The sequence below is a fragment of the Variovorax terrae genome (genome assembly GCF_022809125.1).
GTDB lineage: Bacteria > Pseudomonadota > Gammaproteobacteria > Burkholderiales > Burkholderiaceae_C > Variovorax_A > Variovorax_A terrae.
In genome coordinates, this window is the sequence record NZ_JALGBI010000001.1 from 887850 (window position 1) to 901490 (window position 13641).

Annotated in this window: 15 protein-coding genes; 9 read left to right on the forward strand and 6 right to left on the reverse strand. The window is 67.8% G+C overall.

The features are described 5' to 3' along the window. Positions 1-51: 51 nt before the first annotated feature. Positions 52-951, forward strand: coding sequence for a LysR family transcriptional regulator (locus tag MMF98_RS04125; protein ID WP_243304604.1), 900 nt, complete (start codon positions 52-54; stop codon positions 949-951). Here MMF98_RS04125 and MMF98_RS04130 read toward each other — a convergent pair. After that, positions 938-2179, reverse strand: coding sequence for a D-amino acid dehydrogenase (locus MMF98_RS04130; RefSeq protein ID WP_243304606.1), 1242 nt, complete (start codon positions 2177-2179; stop codon positions 938-940). The genes MMF98_RS04125 and MMF98_RS04130 overlap by 14 nt on opposite strands. Before the next feature lie 213 nt (positions 2180-2392). Here MMF98_RS04130 and MMF98_RS04135 point away from each other — a divergent pair, with 213 nt between their 5' ends. The 3 genes from MMF98_RS04135 (at position 2393) to MMF98_RS04145 (ending at position 4589) form a co-directional block, all read left to right on the forward strand. Beyond that, complete coding sequence (locus MMF98_RS04135; RefSeq protein ID WP_243304608.1) at positions 2393-3283, forward strand: transporter substrate-binding domain-containing protein; 891 nt, start codon at positions 2393-2395, stop codon at positions 3281-3283. Between the two features lie 23 nt (positions 3284-3306). Beyond that, the gene (locus tag MMF98_RS04140) at positions 3307-4062 is read left to right on the forward strand and encodes an aspartate/glutamate racemase family protein (RefSeq protein WP_243304610.1); all 756 of its coding nucleotides are present in this window, start codon (positions 3307-3309) and stop codon (positions 4060-4062) included. Positions 4063-4151: 89 nt separating this feature from the next. After that, the gene (locus tag MMF98_RS04145) at positions 4152-4589 is read left to right on the forward strand and encodes a universal stress protein (protein ID WP_243304612.1); all 438 of its coding nucleotides are present in this window, start codon (positions 4152-4154) and stop codon (positions 4587-4589) included. 21 nt (positions 4590-4610) lie between these two features. Here the strand turns inward: MMF98_RS04145 and MMF98_RS04150 are convergent, their stop codons facing one another. Then, positions 4611-5786: a CaiB/BaiF CoA transferase family protein gene (locus tag MMF98_RS04150; protein WP_243304614.1), complete on the reverse strand. Its 1176-nt coding sequence runs from the start codon at positions 5784-5786 to the stop codon at positions 4611-4613. Between the two features lie 134 nt (positions 5787-5920). Here MMF98_RS04150 and ppk2 point away from each other — a divergent pair, with 134 nt between their 5' ends. Then, positions 5921-6838 (forward strand): polyphosphate kinase 2, encoded by a 918-nt coding sequence (gene ppk2, locus MMF98_RS04155; RefSeq protein ID WP_243304616.1) that lies wholly within the window; start codon positions 5921-5923, stop codon positions 6836-6838. 129 nt (positions 6839-6967) lie between these two features. Continuing rightward, positions 6968-8416, forward strand: coding sequence for an RCC1 domain-containing protein (locus MMF98_RS04160; RefSeq protein WP_243304619.1), 1449 nt, complete (start codon positions 6968-6970; stop codon positions 8414-8416). A gap of 48 nt (positions 8417-8464) precedes the next feature. Here MMF98_RS04160 and MMF98_RS04165 read toward each other — a convergent pair whose 3' ends face one another. From MMF98_RS04165 to MMF98_RS04175, 3 genes are all read right to left on the reverse strand, one after another. Beyond that, on the reverse strand, positions 8465-9223 hold the full coding sequence (locus MMF98_RS04165) for an SDR family NAD(P)-dependent oxidoreductase (protein WP_243304622.1): 759 nt from the start codon (positions 9221-9223) through the stop codon (positions 8465-8467). A gap of 81 nt (positions 9224-9304) precedes the next feature. Next, complete coding sequence (locus MMF98_RS04170; RefSeq protein WP_243304624.1) at positions 9305-9880, reverse strand: flavin reductase family protein; 576 nt, start codon at positions 9878-9880, stop codon at positions 9305-9307. Positions 9881-10235: 355 nt separating this feature from the next. Further along, on the reverse strand, positions 10236-10877 hold the full coding sequence (locus tag MMF98_RS04175) for an RluA family pseudouridine synthase (protein WP_243304625.1): 642 nt from the start codon (positions 10875-10877) through the stop codon (positions 10236-10238). Between the two features lie 82 nt (positions 10878-10959). Between MMF98_RS04175 and atpE the strand changes: the two genes are divergently transcribed. The 3 genes from atpE (at position 10960) to MMF98_RS23785 (ending at position 12431) form a co-directional block, all read left to right on the forward strand. Beyond that, positions 10960-11202: a F0F1 ATP synthase subunit C gene (gene atpE, locus MMF98_RS04180; RefSeq protein WP_243307294.1), complete on the forward strand. Its 243-nt coding sequence runs from the start codon at positions 10960-10962 to the stop codon at positions 11200-11202. Between the two features lie 431 nt (positions 11203-11633). Next, positions 11634-11963, forward strand: a complete 330-nt coding sequence (locus tag MMF98_RS04185) for an antibiotic biosynthesis monooxygenase family protein (RefSeq protein ID WP_243304628.1) — start codon at positions 11634-11636, stop codon at positions 11961-11963. An 87-nt stretch (positions 11964-12050) separates the two neighbouring features. Further along, positions 12051-12431 carry a Rid family hydrolase gene (locus tag MMF98_RS23785; protein ID WP_423837557.1) on the forward strand — a complete coding sequence of 127 codons (381 nt, stop codon included), beginning with the start codon at positions 12051-12053 and terminating at the stop codon, positions 12429-12431. Positions 12432-13338: 907 nt separating this feature from the next. On the opposite strand, the gene MMF98_RS04190 is transcribed toward MMF98_RS23785, so the two are convergent. After that, the gene (locus MMF98_RS04190) at positions 13339-13614 is read right to left on the reverse strand and encodes a VF530 family protein (RefSeq protein WP_243304629.1); all 276 of its coding nucleotides are present in this window, start codon (positions 13612-13614) and stop codon (positions 13339-13341) included. Positions 13615-13641: the final 27 nt, after the last annotated feature.

A 13641-nucleotide genomic window follows, 5' to 3' on the forward strand; every position in this document is an offset into this window, starting at 1 on the left:
GTTTGCTATTGATTTGATAGCGACGGCGGGCCACGCCGGCCGGAGCCCCTGATGCGGCTGCGCCACATCGAGGTTTTCAACGCGGTCATGCTCACCGGCAGCGTGAGCGGCGCGGCGCGCCTGATCAACGTGACGCAGCCCGCCGTGAGCCGCATCCTGCAGCATGCCGAGATCCAGCTCGGCTTCGCGCTGTTCCAGCGCACCAAGGGGCGGCTGGCGCCGACCACCGAGGCGCTGACGCTGTACCCGCACATCGAGCGGCTGTTCGCCCAGCTCGACGAGGTGCAGCGGCTGGCGGCCAACCTGCGCGCCGGCCGCAGCGCCAACGAGCTGCGCGTGCTCACGGTGCTGGCGCTGAGCTACGAGATCCTGCCGCGCGCGATCCAGCAGTTCCGCGCCCGGCATCCCGAGGTGCTCATCACGATCGAGTCCCTGCATTCGCCGCAGATCATCTCGGCGCTGGTGCTGCAGGAGGCCGACGTCGGCTTCGTGTTCAGCCCGGTGGCCCATCCCTCGCTGGTGCAGGAGCACCTGGCCGACGGCCGCATGGCCTGCATCGTGCCCAAGGGGCTGCTGCCGGCGCGCCTGGTGCGCCAGGGCGCGGTGTCGCTGGCCGAGCTGGCGCAGACGCCGGTGATCGGCCTCGACGTGCGCGACCCCGTGGGCACCAGCCTGAACCAGGCCTGCCGCGAGGCCGGCGTGGGCCTGCGCTCGGACATCTCCGTGCAGACCTACCACGCCGCATTGGCGCTGGCGCACCATGGCCTGGGCGCGGCGCTGGTGGACGACTGCACCGCCGTGTCGGCCGACCGCACGCGGGTGGACGTGCTGCGGCTGGAGCCGCTGATCCCGGTGCCGATCAAGGCCCTGCGGCCGGCGGCGCGGCCGGGCTCGGTGGCGGCCGAGGCCTTCGTGCGCTGCGTGCAGCAGGCCGTGCTCAAGCCGGCCTGAGGCCGGGCGCCGGCGCGCCGTCCAGCAGCCGGACCAGCCGCCGCGCCGTGCCGAAGGCCAGCGTGAAGCCCAGCGCGCCATGCCCGGTGTGGAACAGCAGGTTGCCGGGAGCGCCGGCCAGCCGGCCCGTGACCGGCAGCCCGGTCGGCGTGGCCGGGCGCAGGCCGGCCCAGGGCTGGACGTCGGCCGGGTGTCCGCACTGCGGGAACAAGGCCTGCGTGGCGGCCCTGAGCGAGTCGATGCGGGCCGCCGGAATGGCGCGCTCGTCGCCCCCCAGCTCGGCCATGCCGGCCACCCGCAGGCGCGTGCCAAGGCGTGCGAACACCACCTTGCGCGCGCTGTCGGTGATGCTCACGCGCGGCGCGGCGTCCGCCTGTGCCGGCTCCAGCGCCAGCGTGATGCTGTAGCCCTTGAGCGGGTAGACCGGCAGGGGCAGGCCCTGCGCGCGCGCCAGCGCGGCCGAGGCGTGGCCCAGCGAGACGACGAAGGCGTCTGCTTCGAGATCCCCCCGGTCGGTGCGCGCCGCGGCGATGCGCCGGCCATCGCGCACCAGCCCGCCGATGCGCGCGCCCAGCTCGAAGCGCGCGCCGCGCTGGCGCAGCACCTGCGCAAGCCCGGCGCAGACCATGCGGCAGTCGGCCGCGCATTCGCTGGGGGTGTGGACGGCCCCGGCGATCGCATGCGCGCTGTGGCCGAGCGCCGGCTCGATCTCGAGGCAGCGCTCGGCCGTCACCACCTCCTGGCGGCTGCCCAGGGCCTGCTGCAGCGCCACCTGCCGGCGCGCCGCGGCCAGCGCCGCCGCATCGCGGTACAGCACCAGCTTGCCGGTGGTGCTGAAGTCGCAGTCGAGCCGCTCGGCACGCAGCATCTGCTCGAAGCCCTCGCGGCTTTCGGCGGCGAGCTGCAGCAGCAGGGCGGTGGTGCGGCGCGAACGGTGCGCCTGGCAGGCCGCGAGAAAACGCAGGCCCCAGGCCCATTGCGCCGGGTCCAGCCGGGGCCGCAGCTTCAGCGGCGAATCGGCGGCCAGCAGCAGCCGCGGCAGCTGGCGCCAGAGCGAGGGATCGGCCAGCGGCTGCACGTACGAGTAGCTGAGCTGGGCGCCGTTGCCCGCGCTGGCGCCGCTGCCGGGCGCGGCCTGGTCGACCACGGTGATCTCGTGGCCTTCGCGCTGCAGTTCATAGGCCGCGGCCAGGCCGGCGATGCCGGCCCCGAATACGCAGATATGCATCGATGCTCTCCTGTCGAGGGGGCACTGTAGGCGCCTGCCGCAGGTTTGAAAAATGCCGATCGCGCCATGCGCCATGACGCCGCGTTATGGGGCGGCGCGAGCGGCGCAGCCCCATGAGTTTTGGTTATGGGCCGCGCCGCAAAATGAATTGGCGCGGGGGGCGGGGCGCTTTCTACACTGCGATTCCCAACATCGAACGACGAAAGGTCCCCCATGAAAGCATCCACGTTGCGGGCCGCTGTGCTGCTGGCCGCGAGCCTGGCCGCAGCCGGCACGGCCGGCGCCGACACCCTGTCCAAGATCGCCGACAGCGGCAAGATCGTGCTCGCCTACCGCGAATCGTCCGTGCCCTTCAGCTACCTGGACGGCCCCGGCAAACCCATCGGCTTCTCGGTCGAGCTTGCCAACGCCGTGGTCGAGGCCGCCCGCAAGAAGCTCAACAAGCCCGCCCTGCAGGTCGAGTACCTGGCCGTCACCTCCCAAAACCGCATCCCGCTGGTCGTCAACGGCACGGTGGACCTGGAATGCGGCTCCACCACCAACAACACCGCGCGCGCCAAGGACGTGGCCTTTGCCATCAACCACTTCTACACCGGCACGCGCCTCTTGGTGAAGAAGAGCTCGGGCGTCAAGGACTACGCCGACCTCGCCAACAAGAAGGTGGCCACCACCACCGGCACCACCAACTACCAGGTGATCCGCAAGTACAGCGCCGAGAAGGGCTTGAACTTCGACATCCTGCTGGGCAAGGACCACGCCGACGCTTTCCTGTTGGTGGAGACCGACCGCGCGGCGGCCTTCGCGATGGACGACATCCTGCTGTTCGGGCTCAAGGCCAACGCCAAGAACCCGGGCGAGTTCGACGTGGTGGGCGAGTCGCTGCAGGTGGAGCCCTATGCCTGCATGCTGCGCAAGGACGATGCAGCCTTCAAGCAGCTGGTGGACGACACGATCATCGGGCTGATGAAGAGCGGCGAGTTCGAGCGGCTGTACACCAAGTGGTTCATGGCGCCGATTGCGCCCAAGGGGGTGGCGCTGAATCTGCCGATGAGCCCTCAGTTGCGCGACAACCTCAGGTCGCCCAGCGACAAGCCGGCCAATTGAGGCGCATGGCGCAGGCATCCATCATGCAGGCTCCCCCCCGTACCCTCACGGTCGGCATCCTGGGCGGCATGGGGCCGGCCGCGGGGGTGGATTTCCTGCGCCACTTCGTGCAGGCCTGCGCCGAGCAGGTGCGCGCGCTGCACCTGCCGCCGTGCGACCAGTCCTTTCCCGAGCACTGGCTGGCCCAGGTGCCCGTGCCCGACCGCACGGCCGCGCTGCAGCAGCCCGGTGCCGGCGGCCACCAGCCGCTGGAGCCCCTGCTGCAGGCCCTGGGGCGGCTGGCGGCGCTGGGCGCGCGCAGCGTGGCCATCGCCTGCAACACGGCCCATGCCTGGCACGGGGAGCTGCAGGCGCGCTTCCCCGGCGTCGAACTGCTGCACATGGCGCGCGAGGTGGCGCAGGCGCTGGCCGCCCGCGGCGTGCGCGAGGTTGGCCTGCTGGCCACCGAAGGCACCTACCGTTCGGGGCTCTACGCGCAGGCGATGGCGCAGGCCGGCCTGCGCTGCCATGTGCCGCAGCGCGGCGAACGCGAACTGCTCATGCGCGGCATCTACGACGGCGTGAAGGCCGGCGACCTGGCGCTGGCGCAGCAGTGCTTTGCCGCCGTGGCGCGCGACCTGGTCGAGCGCCATGGCCTGGCCACGCTGGTGCTGGGCTGCACCGAAATCCCCTTGGCGCTGACGCAGGTACCGGGGGTGGACGGGCTCGCGCTGGTCGACCCGGCGGCGGTGCTGGCGCAGGCCCTGGCGCAGCGCGCCTACGGTGCCGCACCGGCCTGAGCGCGGCCCGCAAGGCGGCGTGCCGTCCTACACGGCGCGCCTTGCCACCGCAAGGCGGGCGGACTACAGTCGATGGCAGGAGGTGCATCATGTTCAAGCACATACTTGTTCCTGTGGATGGCTCCGGCACGGCCCTGCTGGCCGTGGACAAGGCCGTGGCGCTGGCCCAGGCCTTTGGCAGCAAGATCACGGTGGTCAACGTGCTCGACCACTATCCCTTCGTCGGCATCGGCGCCGACTACGCGCTGGGCCAGAACGAGTACATGGCCGCTGCCACCGCCAGCGCGAACCAGGCCTTGTCCGTCGCCGCCGAGGCGATCGAGGCGGCCGGGCTGGGCTGCGACCGGCGCGTGATCGAAGGGCATGTGGTGCACGAGGGCATTCTCGACGCCGCCACGTCGATGGGGGTCGACCTCGTCATCATGGGCTCGCACGGGCGCCACGGCATCGAGAAGCTGCTGCTGGGCAGCGTGACGCAGCGCCTGCTGTCGCACACCACGCTGCCGGTGCTGGTGGTGCGTGGCTGAGGCAGCCGCGCGCAACCTTCTTCAGACCACGCCGCGCTCGCGCAGCGCCGCGATGGCGGCGGCGTCGTAACCCAGTTCCTGCAGGATCTCGTCCGTGTGCTCGCCCAGCTGCGGCGCCGGGCGGTGAAAGCCCGCGGGCGTGTCCGACAGGTCCACCGGGTGCGGCGCCAGCGGGTAGCGGGTGTCGCCATAGGGGCGCATCGGCAGCAGCCCGGCGGCCTGGATGTGCGGGTCGTCCAGGGCCTGCTGCGGGCTGAGCACCGGCGCGGCGGGAATGCGCGCGCGGGCCAGCGCCGCCACCGCCTCGTCGCGCGTGCGCTCGGCGCACCAGGCCGACATGAGGGCACTGATGTCGGCGCTGTGCAGCCCGCGCAACTCGTCGCTGGCGTAGCGCGGATCGGCCTTCAGGTCGGCGCGGTCCAGCATCTCGCACCAGCGATCGAACATCGCCTGCCCGACCGCCTGCACCACCAGCCAGCCGGTCTGCGTGCGGAACACGTCGCCCGGCGCGCCGAGGTAGCCGCGATTGCCCTGCGGCACGCGGTTCGGCGCCTTCACGGCCTGCTCGATCAACACGGTGTTGCCGTGGATCAGGCCCGAGCGCAGCAGCGAGCCCTCCACCAGCTGGCCGCGCCCCGTGCGCTCGCGCGCCCACAGCGCGGCCAGCGTGCCCATGGCGCAGGCCTGGGCGGTGTGCAGGTCCACGTAGTTGACGCTGGCGCGCACGGGCGCGTCGGGCAGGCCCGACATGTGCATCGCGCCGCTCAGCGCCTGTCCCACCGAATCGAAGCCAGGCTGCTGGCTGTAGGGGCCGCTCGCGCCGTAGGCCGTGGCCACGGTGAGCACGAGGCGCGGGTTCAGCGCGCTGAGCGTGGCGTAGTCCAGCCCCAGGTGGCGCAGCGTGGCGGGCGGCAGGTTGGCCACCACCACGTCGGCGGTGGGCACCAGCTGCCGCACGATGGCGCGGCCCTCGTCGCTGGCGAGATCGAGCGTGAGGCAGCGCTTGTTGCGGTTCATCTGCAGGTACAGGCCGCCTTCGCCGCTCTCGGCCACGTGCGGCACATAGCGGTCCTCGCCGCCCTCCACGCGCTCGATGCGGATCACGTCCGCGCCATGGTCGCCCAGCAGGGCGGCGCAGTAGGGGCCGGCGATGAAGCGGCCGAAATCCAGCACGCGGATACCGTCGAGCAGGGGCATGGGGAGGGTCTCCTTGGGCTTGTCGGACGAAGTCTAGCCGCCGAAGGCAAAGTGGTCTGTCGCCGGTTTGCCAGAGTCATCAAGCTGCCATGCAGGCGTGCTACGGTGGATTGACGCCACAGGAGTGATTTGACATGAATTCAAGCGACGAGGAGTTGATGCGGCGGATCCACCGCGATCTGATCGACAGCTATGACGAAGAGCTGGAGATGGAGCTGGAGGACCGCACCGTGGCCGAGCTCACGGGCGAGGTGCCGCCAGGGCAGGATGTTCACCACAAGGAGGCGCGGCGCCAGTATTTCCGTGAGCTGTTCCGCCTGCAGGCCGAACTGGTCAAGCTGCAGGACTGGGTGGTGGGCACGGGGCACAAGGTGGTGATCCTGTTCGAGGGGCGCGATGCGGCGGGCAAGGGCGGCGTGATCAAGCGCATCACGCAGCGGCTGAATCCGCGGGTGTGCCGCGTGGCGGCGCTGCCCGCGCCGAACGACCGCGAGCGCACGCAGTGGTATTTCCAGCGCTACGTGTCGCATTTGCCGGCGGCCGGCGAGATGGTGCTGTTCGACCGCAGCTGGTACAACCGCGCGGGCGTCGAGCGCGTGATGGGTTTTTGCACCGACGAGCAGTACGAGGAGTTCTTCCGCACCGTGCCCGAGTTCGAGAAGATGCTGGTGCGCTCGGGCATCCAACTCATCAAGTACTGGTTCTCGATCTCGGACGACGAGCAGCACCTGCGCTTTCTCGGCCGCATCCACGACCCGCTCAAGCAGTGGAAGCTCAGCCCCATGGACCTCGAATCGCGCCGGCGCTGGGAGGAATACACCAAGGCCAAGGAAATCATGCTGGAGCGCACCCACATCGCCGAGGCGCCGTGGTGGGTGGTGCAGGCGGTAGACAAGAAGAAGGCGCGGCTGAACTGCATCCATCACCTGCTGCAGCAGATGCCCTACCAGGACACTGAGCACCCGAGCATCGTGCTGCCCGAGCGCGAGCGCCACGAAGACTACGTGCGCCGCCCGGTGCCGCCCGAGATCGTGGTGCCCGAGGTGTATTGAGCGCCTCGGCGCCTCATGGATGTCCCTAGGATCGGCGCACGAACGCCTTTCCTAGAATCCTGGGGCGCCCATCATCAGGTGCGTTGGCGCCGCACCACCATCCTGTCGCCTTGAGGGAGGCTCATCATCTTGACTGCACCACATTTCTGGCGCTTTGCGCTGCCGTTCGCCTTGGTTTCTTCGTTGGCCGCCTGTGGCGGCGGGGGTGGGGGAGGTGCAGGAGGAGTTGCCGCGCCGGACGCCATCACCACGCCGCTGAGCGTTGCCTTGACGGCACCGGCCCGCGTCGTGGCCAACCGCAGCTACACCTACAGCGCCACGGTGTCGGGCGGCACCGCCAGCCAGTTCAACTGGCAATGGAACGACGGCAGCGCCAACGGCAGCACCAACCCCGCGCCGAAGGTCTGGTACCGGCCGGGCAGCTTCACGGCCAGCCTGGCGGCCACGACCAGCGGTGCTGCCGGCACGGCGAGCCAGGTCGTCACGGTGGCTACGCCGTTGGCCTCGGGCCTGTCCACCAACTGCGCGCTCAAGAACGACGGCACGGTGGCCTGCTGGGGGCTCAATGGCTTCGGGCAGGTGGGCGATGGCACGCAGACGAATCGCACCACCCCGACGGTGGTTCTGGGGCTGAGCGACGTGATCTCGGTGGCCGGGACGATCGGCGTGCACGCCTGTGCACTCAAGGCCGACCGCACGCTCAATTGCTGGGGAGGCAACAGCGCCGGCCAGCTGGGGGATGGCACGACCGTGGACCGGTCCATCCCGGTCCAGGTGACGGGCCTGTCGGGTGTCGCGGCGGCAGCGCCGGGAGCCAATCACACGTGCGCGGTCAAGACGGACGGCACGGTCAGCTGCTGGGGCGCCAACGTCGATGGCCAGCTGGGTGACGGAACGAATACGAGCCACTTCACTGCCGCAGGGATTGCAGGTCTGGCCGGCGTGGTGCAACTGGTGTCGGGCTGGAGCCATTCCTGCGCCCTCAAGGCCGATGGCGGGGTGAGTTGCTGGGGCAAGAATGGCAGCGGGCAACTCGGCGATGGCACGGCCACCAGTCGCAATACGCCGACCGCCGTCGCGGGCCTGTCGCGCGTGATCGCGCTGGGAGCCGGCAGCGACCACACCTGCGCCCTCAAGTCGGATGGCACGGTGAGCTGCTGGGGCGCCAACGGCAACGGCCAGATTGGCGATGGCACCGCCTCGCCTCGCTCCGCGCCCACGGCGGTTAGCGGCTTGTCGGGGGCGGTGGCGTTGTCTTCGGGGCTGAATCACAACTGCGTTGTCAAGGGCGATGGCGGGCTGAGCTGCTGGGGCTCCAATGGAGCCGGCCAACTGGGGGACAACACCGCAGTGGACCGGAGCCTGCCCATCACTGTGATCGACCTGATTGCGGCCAAATGGATGAACGTGGCCGCAGTCAGTGCCGGGGGCAATCAGACCTGCAGTCTGTCCACGGACGGCAAGGTGAGCTGCTGGGGCCTCAACACGAACGGCCAGTTGGGCAATGGCACGGTCATCGGACAGGATGCGCCGATGAACACGACCTCGGTGTCTGGCGGCGCCATCTTCTGGAAATAACCCGCCGCCGGCGCGCGCCAAAGCCCGGGTTCATCCCCGGGCATCTACTCAATCCCGCACGTCGGCCACCGGGTTGGCGCCGAAATCGGCTCGCGCCAGGTAGGCCAGGATGCGCTCCGCCGCTTCGGCAGGCGAGCTGAGCTGGCCTTTTTCCTTGAGGTTGATGAAGTTGGCCCGGTCGGGGAAGCCCGCCTCGTCGCCGGCGCGCAGCTGGGCCTGCATGTCGGTGTCGATCACGCCGGGCGCGAGCGAGACGAGCCGGGCGCCGTTCGGGCGCGGGGCTTCGTCGAGTGCCGCGCAGTGCGTGAAATGGTCCATGCCGGCCTTGGCCGCGCAGTAGCCGGCCTGGCCTGCCATGGCGCGCCGGCCCAGGCCCGAGGAAATGTTGAGCACCTTGCGCGGCGCGGCCCAGCCGTGAGTGGCGCGCAGGAAGGCGGCGGTGAGCAGCATCGGCGCCTCCAGCCCGACGCGCAGCGCGTGGGCGATGTCGGCGGCATCGCTTTCGTCCAGCGGGCCGATGCGCGGGATCACGCCCGCGTTGTTGATGAGCGTGGCGCCGCCGACGAAGGCGCTGCCGTCCTGCGCCGCCAGCCATTGCTCCAGGCGCGCCGCGGCCTCGGCGGTGCGGGCCAGGTTTTGCGGCCATTGCAGCAGCGTAGCGCCCGCGGCCTGTGCTGCGGCGGCCAGCGTGTCATTGGGCTGGCGCGACAGGCCCAGCACGGTGTGGCCGGGCCGCAGCAGCTGCTGCGCCAGGCTCAGGCCCATGCCGCGCGAGGCGCCGGTGAGGATGAAAAGCTGCTGTGTCATGGTGGGTGTCCTGTTTTTGGGGTGAAAAGTGCCGGAGGTCCAGGTGCAGCGGTCATTGGATGCTATTGAATCGATAGCGGTTCAGGTGTCATGGCGTCGCGCGTCGAGCGCCTCGCCGGTGACGAAGAACTGCCCGCCGGCCACGTAGTGCAGGGTGCGCAGGGCGTCGGGCGCTGCGTCGAAATGCCAGCGCCCGTTCGAGAACACGCGCTCGTCGGCCCAGGCAGCCACCACCTCGCCGAGGAACAGGTCGTGGCGCTGCTGGGCCTGCGGCTCGGCGATGACGCGGCATTCGAGCCAGCCGACGCAGCCCTCGACCAGCGGTGCTTCTATTTTTGTAGCAGGAAACGTCCGCACGGCGTGGACATCCAGCTTGTTGGGCATGGATTTGCCGCTGTCGGTGCCGAGCGCGAGGGTCTGCGCCGCCAGGGCGCGGGTGGGCAGGCTGAGCGCAAAGCAGCCCGAGGCCTCGACCAGCTCGCGCGTGAGCGTGTGGCGGTCGATCACCACCGTCACCTTGGGCGGATCGAAGTCCAGCGGCATGGCCCAGGCGGCGGCCATCACGTTGCGGCGCCCGCCATGCGCGGACGAGACCAGCACGGTGGGGCCATGGTTGAGCAGGCGGTAGGCCTTGGGCAGTTCGACGGCGGTGGGCATCGCGCTCACTGTAGCGATAGAACGTGTTTACGGTCTGTATGGGGTCGCGCAAGTGTCTTTTCGGGATGGGCTGCAAGGCGCGCTGCGCCGCCAATAGCTGGCTATTGGCCAGCAGCGCAACGCCGCAGACCGCCCGAAAAGGCGCTTGCCCTTCGGGTTGGGACGCTCGCCAACGCGGTCGCGTTGGCGTCGTCCCCTTGGGCCGTCGCACGGCCGCACAGCCGACCGGCTGTGCGAGCGGGCGATTTGCCCACCAAATCCCTTGCATGGGCATCAGCCCATGCGGCGTGATGTTGGCGGCCAACTCATCCCGATTGCGTCCCAACGCGACCCCATACAGATCGTAAACACGTTCTTAAAAGGGCACCGGGCTGGCGAAGGCCCGCATTGCCCCCGTGACGGGATGCGGAATCTCGAGCGCGCAGGCATGCAGCAGCAGCCGCGGGGCCTGCGAGAACGCCGCGGCATCAGCGTACAGCGCGTCGCCCAGGATCGGGTGGCCGAGCGCCTGCAGGTGCACGCGCAACTGGTGCGAGCGGCCGGTGACGGGCTCCAGCGCCAGCCGCGTGGCATCGAGCGCCGCGTCGTAGCCCAGCACGCGCCAGCGCGTCACGCTGGGCTTGCCGTGCTGCGGGTCGACGATGCTGCGCGGGCGGTTCGGCCAGTCCACGATCAGCGGCAGATCGATCACGCCCCAGCCGTCATCGGCAGCAGGCGGCGCCACGCGGCCGCTGACCACGGCCACGTAGCGCTTGCGAACCTCGCGCCCGGCGAAGGCCAGGCTCAACTGGCGCTGCGCCGCCGCGCCGCGCGCCATCACCACCAGGCCCGAGGTGGCCTGGTCGAGCCGGTGCACCACCAGGGCGTCGGGCCAGTGCTGCTGCACGCGCGCCGAGAGGCAGTCCTGCTTGTCGGGGCCGCGCCCGGGCACGGCCAGCAGGCCGGCGGGCTTGTCCAGCACCAGCAGGGCGTCGTCGTGGTGGATGAGCTGGAACATGACCTGCGACGTCATTGTCTTGCGCGGCGGCGGCGCCCATGATGGCGGCAATACCACTTTTTTTTACTTGAAGGAGCGCATTATGAGCAACGTAGCCGCCATCGCCATCGCCTGCGGTTTGATCATCGGCCTGGGGGCCATCGGCGCCTGCCTGGGCATCGGCGTCATGGGTGGGCGCTACCTCGACGGCGCGGTGCGCCAGCCCGAGCTGATGGAGCCGCTGCAGGTGAAGATGTTCCTGCTGGCCGGGCTGATCGACGCCAACTTCCTGATTGGCGTGGGCATTGCGATGATGTTTGTGTTTGCTAATCCGTTCACGGGGTGAGCTCCGTGTCGCGGCTCGGGGGCGGGCCTGGCGCGGGATATGGTCACCCGTGACCATCAATTCTGGTGTGCGTGGTCATGTCGCAGAGCTGAGGTGATCACCAAAAGCGGCGGGCAGCTTTCGACCCAGAGGGGACGGTGCATAGCGGTCAGCGGTGTGCGACATGGCACGCCCGAAGGGCCAAAATATGCCCATTCAAAAGCCCTGGCGCCACTTGTTCGCAAGCTATAGTTTGTCTGCTTGAAGCCTGCCGGGTTTCGCGGAATTTTTATACTTGGATGTTCAAACAGTGATGCGGCTGCAAACTCAGACTGCAAGCCAATTTCAAGAGGATTCAGTGTCCAGAATATCCCGCATCAGCCAGTTTATTGCGCAGGTTCTGCGAGATACATTACTAGCCGCTCATTACCATCAAAATCATTCGAAAAAACATGTATTCCTCAACGTTCATTTTTGCGAAACGGCAGTTTGACGACGAATTCCACAATCTCGATAACGCCATCGCAAAGGCTGCAAAAGAAATCCCCGGCTACCTTGGGGAAGATGCGTGGGAGAACCCAAGCACTGGCTTGGTTTCAAATGTCTACTACTGGGAGTCTCTGGAAGCATTACAAGCCTTGATGCATCACCCCAAGCATCTTGAGGCAAAGGCCGCACAAGCGAATTGGCTCAATGGATACCAGGTCATCATTTCCCATGTGGTCAAAACCTATGGAGATGCAAAACTTGGCGCACTTCCCACATCTAAAATCTTTGGCTAACCCGGCAGTCAAGCGGACTTGCCTACGGCAAGCCGCTTACTTTATTCGTTGGGCGTCATTCAAATTCTGATGCTAAGGTCGTAGCCAATGCAAGTTGATCGCTGGCCAAGTTCCGCTCCTGGGCGTAGCCGCGTCGTTTCGTGTGCAGGATTGGTCTGGGCCGTTGCCAATGCCCGCGATCCCTCTCAGCCGTTTGAGGCCCAAGTAGCCGAGAGTCTGCAAATGCTCGGAGCCCATTTGCAGGAGGCCGGCTCCGCCAAGACACACATCTTGTCGTTGCAGGTCCTTCTGTCGGACATTGCCAAGCGAAGCGTCTTCGACAGTTTGTGGCAGGAATGGATTGGGTCAAAGGCAGAGCATTGGCCGCAGCGAGCCTGCTTCCAGGCAGAGCTCGCCCCTGGGTTGCAGGTCGAGCTTGTCGCAGTAGCTGCAATTGCATCGGCCTCGCAGCAGGTTCACGCGCCGTGACCGTGACGCCCAACACCTCCGTCAAGGGGACGTCTTGCGCCAAGGCGCAAGACGTCCCTTACGTCGAACGTTAAAGCTCATATGGCGGAAGTCCTTGCTTACGTTGTCGCTGGAGTGCTTTTCGGCATTCCGGCCGTCCTTCTTGGTTTGTCTATCCGCCATTTCATTCCCTTAGTGCGTGGTTCGAAGGCGCCGTGGTGGGCGGGCTTGCTCGGACCATTCGCATATGCTGACCGGTTTGTCGATGAAGCAGCGCGTCCGCATCGAAGGAAGTGGTTGACATACACGTTTGCCTTTGTGGCGTGGTGTTTGATGATCATATTTGTCTTTGGAGGGGCCAAATGAGCTTTAACAGGTCGGCCCAACGGACCGCCGATGGCTGCCGCTGGCCTTTGCGTTAGGCGGCACGTAATGCCAAGTCTCTTCGACCGCATGCGCTCTTTGCTTGGAGAACGCTCGCAAGGTGGCAACGGGCCTTCCTTTCGCCTTGTCGGGCGGGAGCATCTGTTGTGCACTTTTGGTGCTCGCACCGTTAGCATCGGCGCATATGGCAGTTGGAAACGTGGCGAGGTTGTTCAGTTCGTCATCAACGACCGGTGGAACCCCCCAGCCGATAGCACCGTTCTCGATCCTAGCGAGTTGGCAACGGTCCAATCAGCGCTGCACGACTACGCATCACGCAAAGCAATCACGCCCGCTATCACGGTCGATCGCCATGCCGCCTAACCCTTCGTTCAAGGCGGACGGCTTCGCCGCCGCTTAACTCCAACGTCAAGCGTCCGTTTCACTATCCGCCACCGGTTGCTCCTGGGCCGACACCTACCTGTCACATCAACCCTCCGGACGCACATCGGTGATCCGACCCCAACAGAAACCCGATTACCCACGAGCAGACCAACCGCCCATTTCAAACGGAGTCCGCCGCCTTCCGCTTGAGGTCACGCAGCATGAACAGGTAAAGGCTTTCCACCTTCTCGCGCGCCCATGGCGTCTTGCGCAGGAATTTCAGGCTCGACGCGAGGCTTGGGTCGCTGGTGAAGCAGCGGATGTTGATGCGCTCGCCCAGGCCGTCCCAGCCATAGTGCGCCACCAGCGCGCTGACGATGGCTTCGAGCGTGAGCCCGTGCAGCGGGTTGCGCGGCTGGGCCGGGGTTGGGGCAGGCGGGACGGAAGGAGCGGTCATGGCGCGGCACGGGGCAGGGCGGCCATG

Excerpts from the sequence above, each read along its gene's own strand:
- MMF98_RS04125 (WP_243304604.1), top strand. The coding sequence starts at position 52 with ATGCGGCTGCGCCACATCGAGGTTTTCAACGCGGTCATGCTCACCGGC.
- MMF98_RS04130 (WP_243304606.1), bottom strand. The coding sequence starts at position 2,179 with ATGCATATCTGCGTATTCGGGGCCGGCATCGCCGGCCTGGCCGCGGCC.
- MMF98_RS04135 (WP_243304608.1), top strand. The coding sequence starts at position 2,393 with ATGAAAGCATCCACGTTGCGGGCCGCTGTGCTGCTGGCCGCGAGCCTG.
- MMF98_RS04140 (WP_243304610.1), top strand. The coding sequence starts at position 3,307 with ATGCAGGCTCCCCCCCGTACCCTCACGGTCGGCATCCTGGGCGGCATG.
- MMF98_RS04145 (WP_243304612.1), top strand. The coding sequence starts at position 4,152 with ATGTTCAAGCACATACTTGTTCCTGTGGATGGCTCCGGCACGGCCCTG.
- MMF98_RS04150 (WP_243304614.1), bottom strand. The coding sequence starts at position 5,786 with ATGCCCCTGCTCGACGGTATCCGCGTGCTGGATTTCGGCCGCTTCATC.
- ppk2 (WP_243304616.1), top strand. The coding sequence starts at position 5,921 with ATGAATTCAAGCGACGAGGAGTTGATGCGGCGGATCCACCGCGATCTG.
- MMF98_RS04165 (WP_243304622.1), bottom strand. The coding sequence starts at position 9,223 with ATGACACAGCAGCTTTTCATCCTCACCGGCGCCTCGCGCGGCATGGGC.
- MMF98_RS04170 (WP_243304624.1), bottom strand. The coding sequence starts at position 9,880 with ATGCCCACCGCCGTCGAACTGCCCAAGGCCTACCGCCTGCTCAACCAT.
- MMF98_RS04175 (WP_243304625.1), bottom strand. The coding sequence starts at position 10,877 with ATGTTCCAGCTCATCCACCACGACGACGCCCTGCTGGTGCTGGACAAG.
- atpE (WP_243307294.1), top strand. The coding sequence starts at position 10,960 with ATGAGCAACGTAGCCGCCATCGCCATCGCCTGCGGTTTGATCATCGGC.
- MMF98_RS04185 (WP_243304628.1), top strand. The coding sequence starts at position 11,634 with ATGTATTCCTCAACGTTCATTTTTGCGAAACGGCAGTTTGACGACGAA.
- MMF98_RS23785 (WP_423837557.1), top strand. The coding sequence starts at position 12,051 with ATGCAAGTTGATCGCTGGCCAAGTTCCGCTCCTGGGCGTAGCCGCGTC.
- MMF98_RS04190 (WP_243304629.1), bottom strand. The coding sequence starts at position 13,614 with ATGACCGCTCCTTCCGTCCCGCCTGCCCCAACCCCGGCCCAGCCGCGC.